The organism is Pseudomonas sp. NPDC087639 (assembly GCF_044743385.1).
In the GTDB taxonomy this organism is placed as follows: Bacteria; Pseudomonadota; Gammaproteobacteria; order Pseudomonadales; family Pseudomonadaceae; genus Aquipseudomonas.
Genome location: NZ_JBIUWI010000015.1, coordinates 23,680 through 37,688, shown reverse-complemented (window position 1 = coordinate 37,688; position 14,009 = coordinate 23,680). Strand labels below are relative to the sequence as shown.

Below are 14,009 nucleotides of genomic sequence, written 5' to 3'. Positions count from 1 at the left end.
CCCACCGCGCCCTGATCGCGGCGGAGACGAACATCCTATAAATGATTCGAGGGGAAACACTCATGTTGCGTGCAGCAATCGCCGGTCTCGTACTGGCCTCGTTCACCTTCTCGGCCTCGGCCGAAACCATCCGTATTGCTATCGGCACCCAAGACACCACCATCAACTGCGCCGCCGGCGGTCTGTTGATTCGTGAGCTCGGCCTGCTCGACAAGTACCTGCCCCACGACGGCGCCTACAAAGACGCGAAATACGACGTGCAGTGGAAGAACTTCACCAGCGGCGCACCGCTGACCAACGAAATGGTCGCCGGCAAACTCGACTTTGGCGCCATGGCCGATTTCCCCGGTGCGTTCAATGGCGTGGCATTCGAAACCGCCGGCAAGCACAGCCTGTTCATCAGCGTGTTGTCGGGCAGCACCAAGGGCAGCGGCAACGGCATCGTCGTGCCGAGCGCGTCGGGCGTGCAGTCGCTGAGCGAACTCAAGGGCAAGACCATCTCCGTGCCGTTCGCTTCCACGGCGCACGGTATGTTGCTGCGTGCGGTGGCGGAGCAGGGCTGGGACCCACTTAAAGACGTGAACATCATCGCTCAGCCGCCAGAAGTCGCCGGCTCCGCGTTGCAGGCCGGCAAGATCGACGCCCATGCTGATTTTGTGCCGTTCGCCGAACTGTTCCCCAGCCGTGGTTTCGCTCGCAAGATCTACGACGGCGCCCAGGCCAATTCGCCGACCTTTCACGGTGCTCTGGTCGATCAGGCGTACGCGAAAAAGTACCCGGAAATCGTCGTCGCTTATCTGCGCGCAAGCATCGAGGCCAATCAGTTGCTGGCCGCCGAGCCTGAGAGGTACAGCGAGCTGATCGCCAAAGTCACTGGCGTCGATGCCGAGGTCAATTACCTGTTCCACGGTCCGCTCGGTGTGCAGACCCGAGATCTGAGCTGGAAGCCGGAATATCGCCAGGCAGTCGGAACGGCCATCGACACATTGAAACTGCTGAAAAAGGCTGATCGTGGACTCGATCTGAACAACTTCATCGACGACCAGTACATCCGCGCCGCATTCAAGGCTTCGAACCTGGATTACACCGCGCAACTCGCCAACTACGCGCAGACGCCTTTGAAGGCGCTGGATGCGGCCAGTGGCAAAACCATCACTGACTTCAGCCATGTTGCCGAGATCTGGGTGCGTGGCGAGGACAAGGTACGCCAATACGCCTCGGCCGAAGGTGCGTTCACCGCGTTGGCCGCTTTGAAACAGGAAGGTAAAAACATCCGTGCGGTGTATGCCCAGGCCAGTGACAGCGGGATCAAATTGCTGGCGGATCAGGCTTGGTTTGCCAGTGATGCCAAGGGGCAGTTGAGCGCGTTCCTGCTCAAAGGCCAGGCCCAGCAATTTGCGGCGGCGCAGGGGGGGAAGGTTTTCGACTTTACCGATGCCACGGCACAGGCTGTGGTCGCTCGTTAAGGGCAGATCAAGAGCCCCTCACCCTAACCCTCTCCCGGAGGGAGAGGGGACTGACCGGGATGTTTGGGCGAGATACGCCGACCTGGAATACCGAGCCGAACTCAGGTTTTGAAACACACAAAATCGGCTCCCTTTCCCCCTCGCCCCCTTGGGGGAGAGGGCTGGGGTGAGGGGGTAAATCTTAGCCGTCACACAGATCCGGAACTGGAAACCCGCTCCATGAAAACACCTTCCGCCTTGCGCTGGACATCAAGATCCGCCTCACTGCTGCTCTGCCTTCTATTCTGGCAACTCGCTGCCAGCCACCACTGGAACCTCGGCCTCGTCACCTTCGCCAATGTGCCTACGCCATTGGCGGTCATCGAAGCCGCACTCGGTCTGGGCGACTCCGGCAAGCTCCTGCAACACCTGACCGCCAGCCTCAGCCGAGTCTTCGCCGGCTACCTCGCCGCATCGGTCATCGGCATTGCTTTGGGTCTGGCCATCGGCCGTTCTAAATGGGCTGAAGACGTGCTGCTGCCACCGCTGGAAGTCCTGCGCCCGATCCCGGCCGTGGCATGGATTCCATTGGCGATCCTGATGTTCCCGTCCTCGGAGTTGTCGATGGTCTTCATCACCTTCACCGGCGCGTTGTTCCCGATCCTGCTCAACACTGTGCACGGCGTCGAAGGTGTCGATCCGCGCCTGATCGCTTCGGCGAAAAGCCTCGGAGCAGGGCGCCGGGCGATTCTGCTGGAAGTGATCCTGCCCGGCGCCGCGCCGAGCATCATCACGGGATTGGCGATCGGCATGGGCACCTCATGGTTCTGTCTGGTGACCGCGGAAATGATCTCTGGCCAGTTCGGCATCGGTTACTACACCTGGGAGTCCTACACCATTCAGAACTACGCCGACATTGTCGTCGGCATGTTGCTGATCGGCGTACTGGGTATGGGCAGCAGTTTGTTGATCAAGCGTCTGGGCGGGTTGTTCACGCCTTGGCATCGTCCACGAGGTAAAGCCTGATGAGCATGATGCAAACCCCGGAAGGGCGGATTGATATCCGCAAGTTGTCCATCGTCCTCGGCGAAGGTCGGCACGCGTTTGAAGCGGTGCAGGGCCTCGATTGCCAGATCGAACCCGGCCAGTTCGTGTGCATTCTCGGCCCGTCCGGTTGCGGCAAATCGACCTTGCTCGGCGCCTTGGCCGGGCACTTGAACGCGCATGCCGGTAGCCTCAAAGTCGATGGCGCCGAGGTGTCCGGCCCGTCGCCGCAGCGCGGCATGGTGTTCCAGCATCACACGCTGTTCCCGTGGCGCACGGTGCGCGAAAACGTCGCCTTCGGCCTGAAGATGCAGGGCATCGGCAAGGCTGAACGTCATCGCGCCGCCGACGAAATTCTCAAACTGGTGGGCCTCGACGGTTTCGCCGAACGCTGGCCCGACCAACTCTCCGGCGGCATGCAGCAACGGGTGGAGATCGCCCGGGTGCTGGTCAATCGTCCACGGCTGTTGCTGATGGACGAGCCGTTCGGCGCGCTGGACGCCTTGACCCGGCTGAACATGCAGGAACTGTTGCTGGACATCTGGACGCGCATCCGCACCACCGTGGTGTTCGTCACCCACGACATCGACGAGGCGCTGTTTCTTGCCGACCGCTTGCTGGTGATGAGCGCGCGGCCGGGGCGAATCATCGAAGATCTGCGCCTGGATTTCCCGCGTCCGCGCACTACTGAGCTGGTCACCAGCCATGAATTCTCGCGTCTGAAGCGCCACTGTCTCGACCTGTTACGCCACGACAACGACCGACCGCTGCCGCGCCTCAATCCGCTCGGCCTGCCTCTCGAAAACCCTTTGCCGCGATTTGCCCTATGACTTCTATTTTTGCTTTGACCGATAACCAAGACATTCTCGACCTGCAACCACGACTGACCGCTGAAGACGCTGGCGTGCGGCGCATTGCCCTGATCGATCTGGCGGATCTCGAAGAACCGGATGGCTTGCTCTGGCTGGTGGAGCGTCTCGCGCATGATCCCGCCGAAGAAGTCCGCGCCGAAGCCGCGCGGCTGCTGGAGGCCTGGGAAGACGAGCCTGTGGTCGCCGCCTTGTGTGACGCGCTGACCGATCCGTCGCCGGCCGTGCAATCTGCCGCCGCACAGAGCCTCAGCCTGCTCAAGACCGAAGCCGCCGGGCGGGTGATTCTGCCGTGGACCGATCATGTCGACGTCAGCGTGCGGATCGCCGCGTTCCGTGCTTTACGTGAGTTGCGTTTTGTCGCTGCCGCGCCCGCTGCAGTCGCCGCACTGCAGGATGCCGACGCCCATGTACGCCGCGAAGCCGTGGGCGTGCTCGGCTGGCTCAAACAACTCGACGCGCTGCCGGCATTGGCGCGACTGGCCAGCGCTGACCCTGACACCGAGGTGCGCCGCGCCGCCACCGGTGCGCTCGGTCTGGCCTCTGGCGCCGATGTGCTGCCGGCCCTGCGCCAGGCCTTGCAGGACGACGCCTGGCAAGTGCGCGAGGAAGCGGCGACTACGTTGGGCAAAGTCGGCCACATCGACGCCGGCCCGGCATTGATCGAAGCGCTGGGCGACGATTACTGGCAAGTCCGCCTGCGCGCCACCCGCAGCCTCGGTCGCTTGCGTTTCGCTCCTGCGCTCGACGCCTTGATCGAAACCCTTGGTCACCGCATCAGCAACCTGCGCAAGGAAGCCGCGTTGGCCTTGGGCGAGTTGAATGATCGCGGTGCAGTGGCGGCGTTGCAGGCGGCGCAAGACGATGGTGATCCGGAAGTGCGCAAAGCTGTGCGGATTGCCTTGAGTCAGCTGCAATGAGTCCGGTATCTGTTGGCAACTCGCAGAGTGAGCAGACCCTGCGACTAAGCTGGCCTGATGGCAGCGAATCGGTGCTCGATCACGCCGAACTGCGCCGGCAATGTCCCTGCTCGCAATGCCGCGCGTTTCGCCTGCGCGGCTTGACGCCGCTGGTGGATGAACGCGTGCGCCTCATCGAAATCAATCCCCAAGGCTATGGCGTGCAGCTGGTGTTCAGCGATGGCCACCAACGCGGGATCTACCCGTGGCAATATCTCGCACAGCTCACTTCCTGAACCCACCAAAAGCCCAATGTAGGAGTGTGGTGTGTCAGAAAGATTTACTGACGCTGGCAACCACAGTCGCGGTGCACACGTCCTTGAATCCCCAGTTGCTCAAGCACTGGGTTTGCGACAGATCGGTGTCGATGTAGCTCAAACCCAGCAGCACTCCGGCCAGATTGTGGGTGACTTTCACTTCCCATTCGCGGTACGACGCTTCGCCATGCCCGGAGGCCGAATACACATGCGGATCCTTGAAATCCATATGGCCGTAACGCAACTTCAGGCCCGAATCGAACGGCAGTTCGGTTTCATAGCTGACGTAGCTGTAAAGCGAACTCTGCTGGCTATCGATGCCGGGCGCATCGCTTGAGTAATACGCCGCGAATTTCACCCCATACACACCGAGAATCCCGTACACCTCACTCTGGTTGAACTGACTTTCCCCGGGATAGGCGTACTTGAGGTAGCCCAGATCAAGGCTGACCTCTTCGCTCGCCTGCCACAGCCAACCGGCGTAGTAATCGACTTCCTGACGGGTTTTCAGGCCGCCGCCGAAATCGACGTTGGAACTCCAGGCGCCGAGGTACAAACCGCTGCTGTGGGCCAGGGTCAAACCGGCCTGCACGGCGGGGTCGTTCTGGGTCTGCGAGATGCCGCGAGTGCGGTAATCGCTGGCCACAGTCAAATCCACCAGCACGGCGAAGTCGTCGTTCAAGGGGATCGCGTGGCTGCTCAAAGGCAGCAGGCTCAAGAAACTCAGGGCGAACAGGGGCAAGGCTTTCATGTGAAGTCCCGATGTTGTGATTGTTATGGGGCAGAAAGAGAAACCTGTAGGAGCTGCCGAAGGCTGCGATCTTTTGATCTTGTTTTTTACAATCAACATCAAAAGATCGCAGCCTTCGGCTGCTCCTACAGGGAAGGGCGGTGTTGTTATTGAGCGGCGGTATAGACCTGACGGCCGCCGAACCAGGTTTGCAGGACCTGGGTGTCATGCAGGGCTTTGTCGTCGACGCTGAACACGTCGCGATCAAGGACGATGAAATCCGCCTGTTTGCCCGGTGTCAGCGAACCGATCTGCTTGTCCAGGCCAATGGTTCGCGCGGCGTTGGCGGTGTAGGCGTAGAACATGGTTTCGCGGTCCAGACGCTCCTCGGCATTGAGCACGCCCAGCGGGCCGACGCGGTTGATGGCCTGGGCCATGGCGTTGAACGGGTTCGGTGACGACACCGGCCAGTCACTGGCGCCGGCAATCGTCGCGCCCTGTTTGAGCAGCGAGTGCGCCGGGTATTGATAACGGAAGGCGAGTGCGCTGACGTAGGGCTTGATCATGTCGGTGGTGTAATCGTCGGCACTGGCCCACAGCAGCTGCATCGAGGCGATCACGTTCAGTGGTTTGAAACGGGCGAATTCTTTCGGGTTGACCATTTGCAAGTGAGTGATCGAGTGCGTCACGCCGCTTTGCCGATCCTGGCGCGCCTGGGCGATGCCGTTCAACGCTTCGCGCACCGCACGGTCGCCGATAGCGTGGATGTGCACTAGCCAACCGCGTTGATCAATGGCGCTGACCAATGCGCCGAAATGCTGCGGGTCGATCAGCAATTCGCCCTGTTTGTGCGAGTTGCTGTACGGGTCGATCATCGCCGCACTTTGCGCCGGGTATTCGATCACCCCGTCAGCGAAGATTTTGATGCCGGGCAGGGTGAGGTTGGGGATGCCCTGAAACTGCTGGCGAACCTTGTCGAGGGTATCGAGATCGGCAGGTACGCTTTTCGAATTGGCCACCAGCAGCGCGGCGACGTGTACGCTCATCTCGCCGCTTTCTGCCAGCGCCTTATAGGCCGGCAGCACGCCGACGGTTTTCTCGGTGGGTTTGAGAGCGAACACCGGCTCGCCCGGTGCGGCGTTGGCGGCGGGATCCATCCACGCCGTAATGCCGAGGCTGTTGTTGTAGCGCACGGCGGACTTCGCCGCGTTGAGCATGGCGGCGGCGCTTGGCACCGGCATTTTCGAGGCGACCCGATCCCAACCGGCATCGACCAGAAAACCGTTGGGTTCGCCGTTGGCCAGTTTGCCGATCGTATCTCTTTCCGCGTCTGGCAGGCTTTTCAGCAGCGCGGCGTCGATGCCTGCGCGTTTGAGCATCACGTTGTTGGCCCACGCGGTGTGGTGGTCGCTGCCGGTGAACACCACCGGCACGTTGGCCCATTCACCGTTGTTGAAGGTTTTGCCCAAGGCTTCAGCCTGCGCCCAATACTTCGAACTCATGCCGGCAATGCTCAGCACATCGCCATGCCTGGCCGTGCCGTCGTCCCGCCAGGTGCGCAGGTTTTTTTCCAGTTCGTCGAGGGCAACGACGTCGTCTTCCATGTTCGCCGAGACCATTTCCAGACCACCGAAAATCGCGTGGGAATGGCTATCGATCAGGCCGGGCATCAGCGCTTTGCCGCCTAGATCGATAACTTTTGTGCCGGGTTCGATCAGCGCTTTGATCTGTGCATCCGTGCCGACTTTCAACACTTTGCCGTTCTCTACGGCCAGCGCCTGCACCTTGGGTTGAGCGCGGTCGGCGGTGAAAATCTTGCCATTGACCAACACCAGATCGGCAGCGGCCATGGCTTCCATCGAGGCAAAACTTACTGCAGCGACAAGCAGATTCGGGATGAATCTTTTCATTGAAGATTTCCTTGTTATTGCGTCTGATGGCCAGATTAGTGGCTGGCAACGACCGACAGAACGCCTCCCTCACGAAAAACGTTTTTGCCTGAATGGAAAAAGCATGGACAAGTTGGGTGCATTGAAAATGTTCGTGGTTACCGCGCAACTCGGCAGTTTCAGCCGCGCCGCCGAGCAACTGGGCAAGACGCCGTCGGCGCTGACCAAAGCGGTCAACCACCTGGAAGCCGAACTCGGGGCGCGGCTGTTTGAGCGCAGTACCCGGCGGATTTTGCTCACCGAAATCGGCCGGGTGTATCTGGAAACCGCACGCTTGGTGCTGCAGCGCCTGGAAGAGGCCAGCGAGGAAATCGAGCAACTGCAGCACGGTTTGCGCGGCAGCCTGAAAATCACCGCGCCGCTGGCGTACGGGCGGGCGTTTCTCGATCAAGTGTGCGACGGCTTTTTGCAGCAATACCCGCAGATCAGCCTGCAAGTGGATCTGTGCGACGAGTTCGTCAATCTGCTGGAAAGCGGCTACGACCTTGCCTTGCGCGAAGGTCACGATGACTTGCCGGGGCTGATCGCGCGGGTGGTCGGCAGCAATCGCCTGGCCCTGTGCGGCAGCCCTGAGTATCTGGCGCGCAAGGGCTTGCCGGTGAATCCGCAAACCCTTGATCAGCATGAATGGCTGCTGTACCGGCACCCGTTGCTCAGCCGTGAATTCTGGTGGGCCGAGCGTGACGGTCAACGCCTGAGCCTGCCGCAACCGGCAACGCCACGCTTGCGCAGTGACAATTACGACTTGCTGCTGGCCAGCGCTTTGGCCGGGCGCGGTTTGCTGCATACGCCGTTGTGGAGTGCCGCGCCTTATATTGCGGACGGGCGACTGGTGCGGGTCATGGCCGAATACGCCATCGATCCGGACAGCTTCGGCCCGCACATTCTCGCGGTGTACCCGAGCCATCGGCGCGCCACGGCGAAAGTCGTGGCGTTTATCGATTACATCGCAGGGTTTCTGGCCGAGCGTGGTTTGAGCTGACTGGCGGTGCTTGTCAGGAAAATCCTACAGGAGTACAAATGTACTCCATGACGAACCTGACTCCCCGCCGTACCGCCATCCTGACCTTTATCCGCGAACGCATCGCCGAACACGGTCAGCCCCCAAGCCTCGCTGAAATCAGCGAGGCTTTTGGTTTTGCCTCGCGCAGCGTGGCGCGCAAGCATGTGCTGGCGCTCACCGAAGCCGGGTTTATCGAGGTCAACCCGCATCAGGCCCGGGGCATTCGCTTGCTCGGGCAACCGGCACGTGCGGAGTTGCTGGAGATTCCTGTACTCGGCCGGGTGGCCGCCGGTGCGCCGATTGGTGCTGATGCCGACATTCATAACCGCCTGATGCTCGACCCGGCGCTGTTCTCCCGCACTCCTGATTACATGCTGAGGGTGCAAGGCGACTCGATGATCGAGGACGGCATTCTCGATGGTGATCTGGTCGGTGTGCGGCGCAATCCCGAGGCGCTCAACGGCCAGATCGTCGTGGCGCGGCTCGACGGTGAAGTCACCATCAAGCGTTTCGAGCGCGTCGGCGATGTGGTGCGGCTGTTACCGCGCAACCCGGCGTATCAGCCGATTGTCGTGCGTGACGATCAGGATCTGGCCATCGAAGGGGTGTTCTGCGGTCTGGTGAGGCAAGGCTGATGGGCGCCGTCGTTGCGTTGGATACCCTGTTCAATGGCGGCCAGGTCTGGAAGGGCCGTCCTGCGCCACCGGCCGCCAGCCCACAACCGACCGGGCATGCCGCGCTGGATGCAGCATTGCCCAGCGGTGGCTGGCCGGAAGCGGCATTGAGCGAAATTCTCCTGGCCGGCCCCGGTGTCGGTGAGCTGCAACTGGTGTGGCCGACGCTGGCGCGGTTGTCGGCGGCGGGTGAGCGCATCGTGCTGGTAGCGCCACCTTTCGTGCCGTACCCGCAGGCGTGGGAAAACGCCGGGGTCGACCTGCGTCAGTTGTCGGTGATTCAGGCCAGTGAACGCGATGCCTTGTGGGCGGCGGAACAATGCCTGCGTTCAGGCAGTTGCGGCGCCGTGCTGTGCTGGCCGCACAAGGCTGATGACCGAGCGTTGCGGCGTTTGCAGGTGGCGGCGGAAACCGGCCATACCCTGGCCTTTGCGTGGCGCCCCTTGAGCGAAGCGATCAACCCGTCACCGGCAGCGTTGCGCATCGCCATCGACGCAAAACCGGCCCAACTGCGCGTACTCAAGTGCCGTGGCGGACTGGCGCGCACGGCGCCGATTGCCTTTGCCGTGGGTCACTGAGGTCGTCATGCGCTGGGTGTGTATTCTGTTCCCGCAATTGGCCCTCGACGCCGTGTTGCGTCAGCGGCCCGATCCCGATGAGCCGTTGGTGTTGCTCAGCGGCCCGGCCCAGCGCCGGGTGCTGCAAGCGGTCAACCCGGCAGCGCGCAAACTCGGCTTGCGTCCCGGCCAGTCGATGACCGCTGCGCAAGCCCTGAGCAAAGGTTTTGCCACCGCCGATTATGAAGTGGCCGAGGTCGAACACTGGCAGCAGTTTCTGGCCGCGTGGGCCTACCGCTTCAGCGCGCAGGTCAGCGTGCATTACCCGCGCACCGTGGTGTTCGAGATCGAGTCCAGTCTTGGCCTGTTCGGTTCCTGGGCGCAGTTTGAAGGGCGGTTGCGCAAGGAACTGACCGATCTGGGTTTCCGTCATCGCATCGTCGCTGCACCCAACCCGGTGGCGGCACGCATTCTGGCCAACGCCTATGACGGACTGGTGGTGCCGGACGGTGAAGCCTTGCAGCATCATCTAGGGCAATTGCCCATCGATCGGGTCGGTCTGGAGCCGGGGGTGGCCACAGCATTGTCGCGCATGGGCCTGCGCAACCTGAGTCAGGTGCAGAGCCTGCCGCGTCAGGCACTGGCCCGACGCTTCGAAGCGCCGATGCTCAAACATCTCGACACCTTGTTCGGTGCGCGGCCGCTGGCGCTGGCGTTCTACCTGCCGCCGGATCGTTTCGATGTGCGCATCGAGCTCAATTTCGATGTGCAATCTCATCAGGCGCTGCTGTTCCCTTTACGACGCTTGACCGGCGATCTGTCGGCGTTTCTGTGTGGGCGCGACAGCGGCGTGCAGCGTTTCGACCTGCATCTGGAACACGCCGGGTTGCCGGACACCTTGATCAAGGTCGGCCTGCTCAGCGCCGAACGCGACCCGGCGATGCTCTTCGAACTGGCCCGTGGAAGGCTGGAACAGGTGCAGGTTGAGGCGCCAGTGCGCGGTTTCCGTCTGCGTGCCGAAGATTTGCCGAGTTTTGTGCCGCAGTTTCAGGAACTGTTCGATGATCGTCCGCAGCAGACCTTGCCTTGGGAGCAGTTGCGCGAACGCCTGCGCGCACGGCTGGGCGATGACGCCGTGCAAGGCCTGCGCTTTCAGGCCGATCATCGGCCCGAGTGCGCGTGGCAGAACGGCGTCGACAAACAACGTTGCGCCGGTTTGCCGAGTGTCTACCGCCCGGGCTGGTTGCTCGGTGAACCGCAGAGCGTGGCGCAAGGTTCGGCACGCATCCTCATGGGCCCTGAGCGCATCGAATCCGGCTGGTGGGACGGTGACGATGTGCGCCGCGATTACTACCTGATCCAGAACCGCGCCGGTCAGCAAGGCTGGGCCTATCGGGCGGTGGGCGAGGGCGGTCCGCTGTGGCTGCAGGGCTGGTTCGGATGAACGATGGCTACGCCGAACTGCATTGCCTGTCGAACTTCAGTTTCCAGCGCGGTGCGTCCAGTGCGCTGGAGTTGTTCCAGCGGGCGAAAAAGCACGGCTATCAGGCGCTGGCGATCACCGACGAATGCACGCTGGCGGGGATTGTCCGGGCCTGGCAAGCGGCGAAATCCGTTGAATTGCCGCTGATTATCGGCAGCGAGATTCGCATCGACAACGGCCCGAAACTGGTGCTGCTGGTGGAGAACCTTGAGGGGTATCAGGCGCTGTGCGGCTTGATCACCCGCGCCCGGCGGCGCACGCAAAAGGGCCAGTATCAGGTGCTGCGCGAGGACTTCAACGAAGCGCTGCCCGGGTTGTTGGTGTTGTGGGTGCCGGACTCGGTAGATGACGTGCAAGAGGGCCGTTGGCTGAAACAAACCTTCGGCGAACGGCTGTGGCTGGCGGTGCAGTTGCATCGCGGGCAGGACGATCAGCGGCGGCTGGCGGCGTTGTCGAGTCTGGCGGGTGAGTTGGGAATTCCTGCCGTGGCCAGTGGTGATGTACACATGCATGCCCGAGGCCGACGCGCCTTGCAGGACACCATGACTGCGATTCGTCATCACGTCCCGGTGGCGGAAGCCGGATTGCGCCTGCACCCCAATGGCGAGCGGCATTTGCGCAGTGTCGAGGTGTTGCGCGAACTGTATCCGCCGGCCTTGCTGGAGGCGTCGGTGAGTCTGGCCCGGCGCTGCACCTTTGATCTGGGCCAGTTGCGTTATCAATATCCCAAAGAGCTGGTGCCGGACGGGCACAGCGCCAGTTCCTGGTTGCGCCACCTGACCGAAGAAGGCATCGCCTGGCGCTGGCCGAAAGGGCCGCAGGCCAAAGTGCTCAAGCAGATCGACGATGAGCTGAAGCTGATCGCCGAACTCGGCTACGAAAGCTATTTCCTCACCGTACACGACGTGGTGCGCTTCGCCCGCGAGCAGCACATTCTCTGTCAGGGCCGTGGTTCGGCGGCCAACTCGGCGGTGTGCTTTGCCTTGGGCATCACCGAAATCGACCCGGATCGCACCACGTTGCTGTTCGAACGCTTCATGTCGAAAGAGCGCAACGAGCCGCCGGATATCGACGTCGACTTCGAGCACGAACGCCGCGAGGAAGTCCTGCAATACGTGTTTCGCCGTTACGGCCGCCATCGCGCGGCGCTGACAGCGGTGGTCAGCACTTATCACGCCGCCGGTGCGGTGCGCGATGTGGCCAAGGCTCTGGGTCTGCCGCCGGATCAGATCAATGCGCTAGCCGATTGCTGCGGCCATTGGAGCGATGAAACACCGCCAGTGGCACGCCTGATTGAGGGCGGATTCGATCCCGACAGCCCGGTGCTGCGCCGGGTGTTGAGCCTGACCGGGCAACTGATCGGTTTCCCCCGGCACCTGTCGCAGCACCCCGGTGGTTTTGTGATTTCCGAGCAACCGCTGGACAGTCTGGTGCCGGTGGAAAACGCCGCCATGGCCGACCGCACGATCATTCAGTGGGACAAGGACGATCTCGATGCGGTCGGGCTGCTCAAGGTCGACATCCTCGCGCTGGGCATGCTCAGCGCGATTCGCCGCTGTTTCGATCTGCTGCGCCGTCATCGTCATCTGGATCTGACACTGGCGACGATTCCGGCCGAAGACAAACCGACCTACGACATGATCAGCCGCGCCGACACCATTGGCGTGTTCCAGATCGAGTCCCGCGCACAGATGTCGATGCTGCCGCGCCTGAGACCGGCGAAGTTCTACGATCTGGTGATTGAGGTGGCCATCGTCCGGCCGGGTCCGATTCAGGGCGGCATGGTCCATCCGTACCTGCGCCGGCGGAACAAGGAAGAGCCGGAAACCTATCCGTCACCGGAACTGGAAGTGGTGCTCAAACGCACCCTCGGCGTGCCGCTGTTTCAGGAACAAGTGATGCAGATCGCCATCGTCGCCGCCGACTACAGCCCCGGCGAGGCCGATCAGTTGCGCCGCTCCATGGCCGCGTGGAAGCGTCACGGCGGGCTTGAGCCGCACAAGGAGCGACTCGCCGCCGGCATGAAGAAAAACGGCTACACGCCCGAGTTCGCCGCGCAGATTTTCGAGCAGATCAAAGGCTTCGGCAGCTACGGTTTTCCCGAATCCCACGCGGCCAGTTTCGCCTTGCTGACCTACGCCAGTTGCTGGCTCAAGTGCCACGAACCGGCGGCGTTCGCCTGCGCGCTGATCAACAGTTGGCCGATGGGCTTCTACAGCCCCGACCAGATTCTTCAGGACGCCCGTCGGCATCAGCTGCAGATCCGCCCGGTGGACGTGCGCGCCAGTGACTGGGATTGCAGCCTGGAACCGATCAGCGGCGCACAACCGGCGATTCGCATGGGGCTGCGCATGATCAAGGGTTTTCGCGAGGACGATGCCCGACGCATTGAAGCGGCGCGGATGCGCGGGGCATTTGCCGATGTTGCCGATTTGGGCGAGCGGGCCGCACTCGACAGTCGGGCGCAGGCGCTGCTGGCAGATTCCGGAGCGTTGCGCGGCCTGGCCGGTCATCGGCATCGGGCGCGCTGGGAGGTGGCCGGGGTGCAGAAACAGCTGGGGTTGTTTGCCGGTTTGCCGAGCCAGGAAGAGCCTGACGTGGTGCTACCCAAGCCCAGTGTCGGTGAAGATCTGCACGCCGATTACACGACGGTCGGCACCACCCTGGGGCCGCATCCGTTGGCGTTGTTGCGCGACGAACTGAAGGCGCGGCGTTGCCGCAGTTCAAAAGAGTTGCTCGACGTTGAGCATGGTCGCCCGGTCAGCATTGCCGGACTGGTGACGGGCCGGCAACGACCGGGCACTGCCAGCGGCGTGACGTTTGTCACCCTGGAAGACGAGTTCGGCAACGTCAATGTGGTGGTCTGGCGCGACCTGGCCGAGCGTCAGCGCCAGGTACTGGTCGGCTCGCAACTGCTCAAGGTCGATGGCCGCTGGGAGCGCGAGGGCGACGTGCGCCACTTGATCGCCGGCCGCCTGAGCGACCTGAGTCCGCTGCTCAACGGCATCCGCGTGCAGAGCCGCGATTTCCACTGACACC

12 protein-coding genes are annotated in these 14,009 nt (G+C 62.3%); 10 read left to right on the top strand and 2 right to left on the bottom strand.

The genetic code is table 11. From position 1 onward, the window contains the following. The first annotated feature begins 62 nt into the window (after positions 1-62). From ACIOVB_RS09040 to ACIOVB_RS09020, 5 genes are all read left to right on the top strand, one after another. On the top strand, positions 63-1,466 hold the full coding sequence (locus tag ACIOVB_RS09040; protein WP_401266857.1) for an ABC transporter substrate-binding protein: 1,404 nt from the start codon (positions 63-65) through the stop codon (positions 1,464-1,466). Positions 1,467-1,685: 219 nt separating this feature from the next. Further along, positions 1,686-2,471, top strand: a complete 786-nt coding sequence (locus ACIOVB_RS09035; protein ID WP_401266854.1) for an ABC transporter permease — start codon at positions 1,686-1,688, stop codon at positions 2,469-2,471. After that, positions 2,471-3,319, top strand: a complete 849-nt coding sequence (locus ACIOVB_RS09030) for an ABC transporter ATP-binding protein (protein ID WP_401266851.1) — start codon at positions 2,471-2,473, stop codon at positions 3,317-3,319. The genes ACIOVB_RS09035 and ACIOVB_RS09030 overlap by 1 nt, the downstream gene beginning before the upstream one ends. Then, entirely contained in the window at positions 3,316-4,278 is a 963-nt protein-coding gene (locus ACIOVB_RS09025) for a HEAT repeat domain-containing protein (protein WP_401266848.1), read from the top strand. Before ACIOVB_RS09030 ends, ACIOVB_RS09025 begins: the two co-directional genes overlap by 4 nt. Further along, the gene (locus ACIOVB_RS09020) at positions 4,275-4,553 is read left to right on the top strand and encodes a DUF971 domain-containing protein (RefSeq protein WP_401266846.1); all 279 of its coding nucleotides are present in this window, start codon (positions 4,275-4,277) and stop codon (positions 4,551-4,553) included. The genes ACIOVB_RS09025 and ACIOVB_RS09020 overlap by 4 nt, the downstream gene beginning before the upstream one ends. 34 nt (positions 4,554-4,587) lie before the next feature. On the opposite strand, the gene ACIOVB_RS09015 is transcribed toward ACIOVB_RS09020, so the two are convergent. Further along, a complete protein-coding gene (locus ACIOVB_RS09015; protein ID WP_401266843.1) occupies positions 4,588-5,325 on the bottom strand; it encodes a TorF family putative porin in 738 nt (245 codons plus the stop codon). Positions 5,326-5,471: 146 nt separating this feature from the next. Then, positions 5,472-7,214 (bottom strand): amidohydrolase, encoded by a 1,743-nt coding sequence (locus ACIOVB_RS09010; RefSeq protein WP_401266840.1) that lies wholly within the window; start codon positions 7,212-7,214, stop codon positions 5,472-5,474. Between the two features lie 103 nt (positions 7,215-7,317). On the opposite strand from ACIOVB_RS09010, the gene ACIOVB_RS09005 reads away from it, so the two are divergent. Genes ACIOVB_RS09005 through ACIOVB_RS08985 form a run of 5 tightly spaced genes read left to right on the top strand, consistent with a single transcriptional unit; the run spans position 7,318 to position 14,005 of the window. Beyond that, the gene (locus tag ACIOVB_RS09005; protein ID WP_401266838.1) at positions 7,318-8,235 is read left to right on the top strand and encodes a LysR substrate-binding domain-containing protein; all 918 of its coding nucleotides are present in this window, start codon (positions 7,318-7,320) and stop codon (positions 8,233-8,235) included. Positions 8,236-8,273: 38 nt separating this feature from the next. Further along, positions 8,274-8,891 (top strand): transcriptional repressor LexA, encoded by a 618-nt coding sequence (gene lexA / locus ACIOVB_RS09000; RefSeq protein ID WP_187679794.1) that lies wholly within the window; start codon positions 8,274-8,276, stop codon positions 8,889-8,891. After that, entirely contained in the window at positions 8,891-9,508 is a 618-nt protein-coding gene (gene imuA / locus ACIOVB_RS08995) for a translesion DNA synthesis-associated protein ImuA (protein ID WP_401266835.1), read from the top strand. The genes lexA and imuA overlap by 1 nt, the downstream gene beginning before the upstream one ends. Positions 9,509-9,515: 7 nt before the next feature. After that, positions 9,516-10,931, top strand: a complete 1,416-nt coding sequence (locus ACIOVB_RS08990; protein WP_401266832.1) for a Y-family DNA polymerase — start codon at positions 9,516-9,518, stop codon at positions 10,929-10,931. Beyond that, on the top strand, positions 10,928-14,005 hold the full coding sequence (locus ACIOVB_RS08985) for an error-prone DNA polymerase (RefSeq protein WP_401266830.1): 3,078 nt from the start codon (positions 10,928-10,930) through the stop codon (positions 14,003-14,005). Before ACIOVB_RS08990 ends, ACIOVB_RS08985 begins: the two co-directional genes overlap by 4 nt. Positions 14,006-14,009: the final 4 nt, after the last annotated feature.

Coding starts and splice junctions, on each gene's coding strand:
- ACIOVB_RS09040 (WP_401266857.1), top strand. CDS start 63: ATGTTGCGTGCAGCAATCGCCGGTCTCGTACTGGCCTCGTTCACCTTC.
- ACIOVB_RS09025 (WP_401266848.1), top strand. CDS start 3,316: ATGACTTCTATTTTTGCTTTGACCGATAACCAAGACATTCTCGACCTG.
- ACIOVB_RS09030 (WP_401266851.1), top strand. CDS start 2,471: ATGAGCATGATGCAAACCCCGGAAGGGCGGATTGATATCCGCAAGTTG.
- ACIOVB_RS09020 (WP_401266846.1), top strand. CDS start 4,275: ATGAGTCCGGTATCTGTTGGCAACTCGCAGAGTGAGCAGACCCTGCGA.
- lexA (WP_187679794.1), top strand. CDS start 8,274: ATGTACTCCATGACGAACCTGACTCCCCGCCGTACCGCCATCCTGACC.
- ACIOVB_RS09005 (WP_401266838.1), top strand. CDS start 7,318: ATGGACAAGTTGGGTGCATTGAAAATGTTCGTGGTTACCGCGCAACTC.
- ACIOVB_RS08985 (WP_401266830.1), top strand. CDS start 10,928: ATGAACGATGGCTACGCCGAACTGCATTGCCTGTCGAACTTCAGTTTC.
- ACIOVB_RS08990 (WP_401266832.1), top strand. CDS start 9,516: ATGCGCTGGGTGTGTATTCTGTTCCCGCAATTGGCCCTCGACGCCGTG.
- ACIOVB_RS09010 (WP_401266840.1), bottom strand. CDS start 7,214: ATGAAAAGATTCATCCCGAATCTGCTTGTCGCTGCAGTAAGTTTTGCC.
- imuA (WP_401266835.1), top strand. CDS start 8,891: ATGGGCGCCGTCGTTGCGTTGGATACCCTGTTCAATGGCGGCCAGGTC.
- ACIOVB_RS09015 (WP_401266843.1), bottom strand. CDS start 5,325: ATGAAAGCCTTGCCCCTGTTCGCCCTGAGTTTCTTGAGCCTGCTGCCT.
- ACIOVB_RS09035 (WP_401266854.1), top strand. CDS start 1,686: ATGAAAACACCTTCCGCCTTGCGCTGGACATCAAGATCCGCCTCACTG.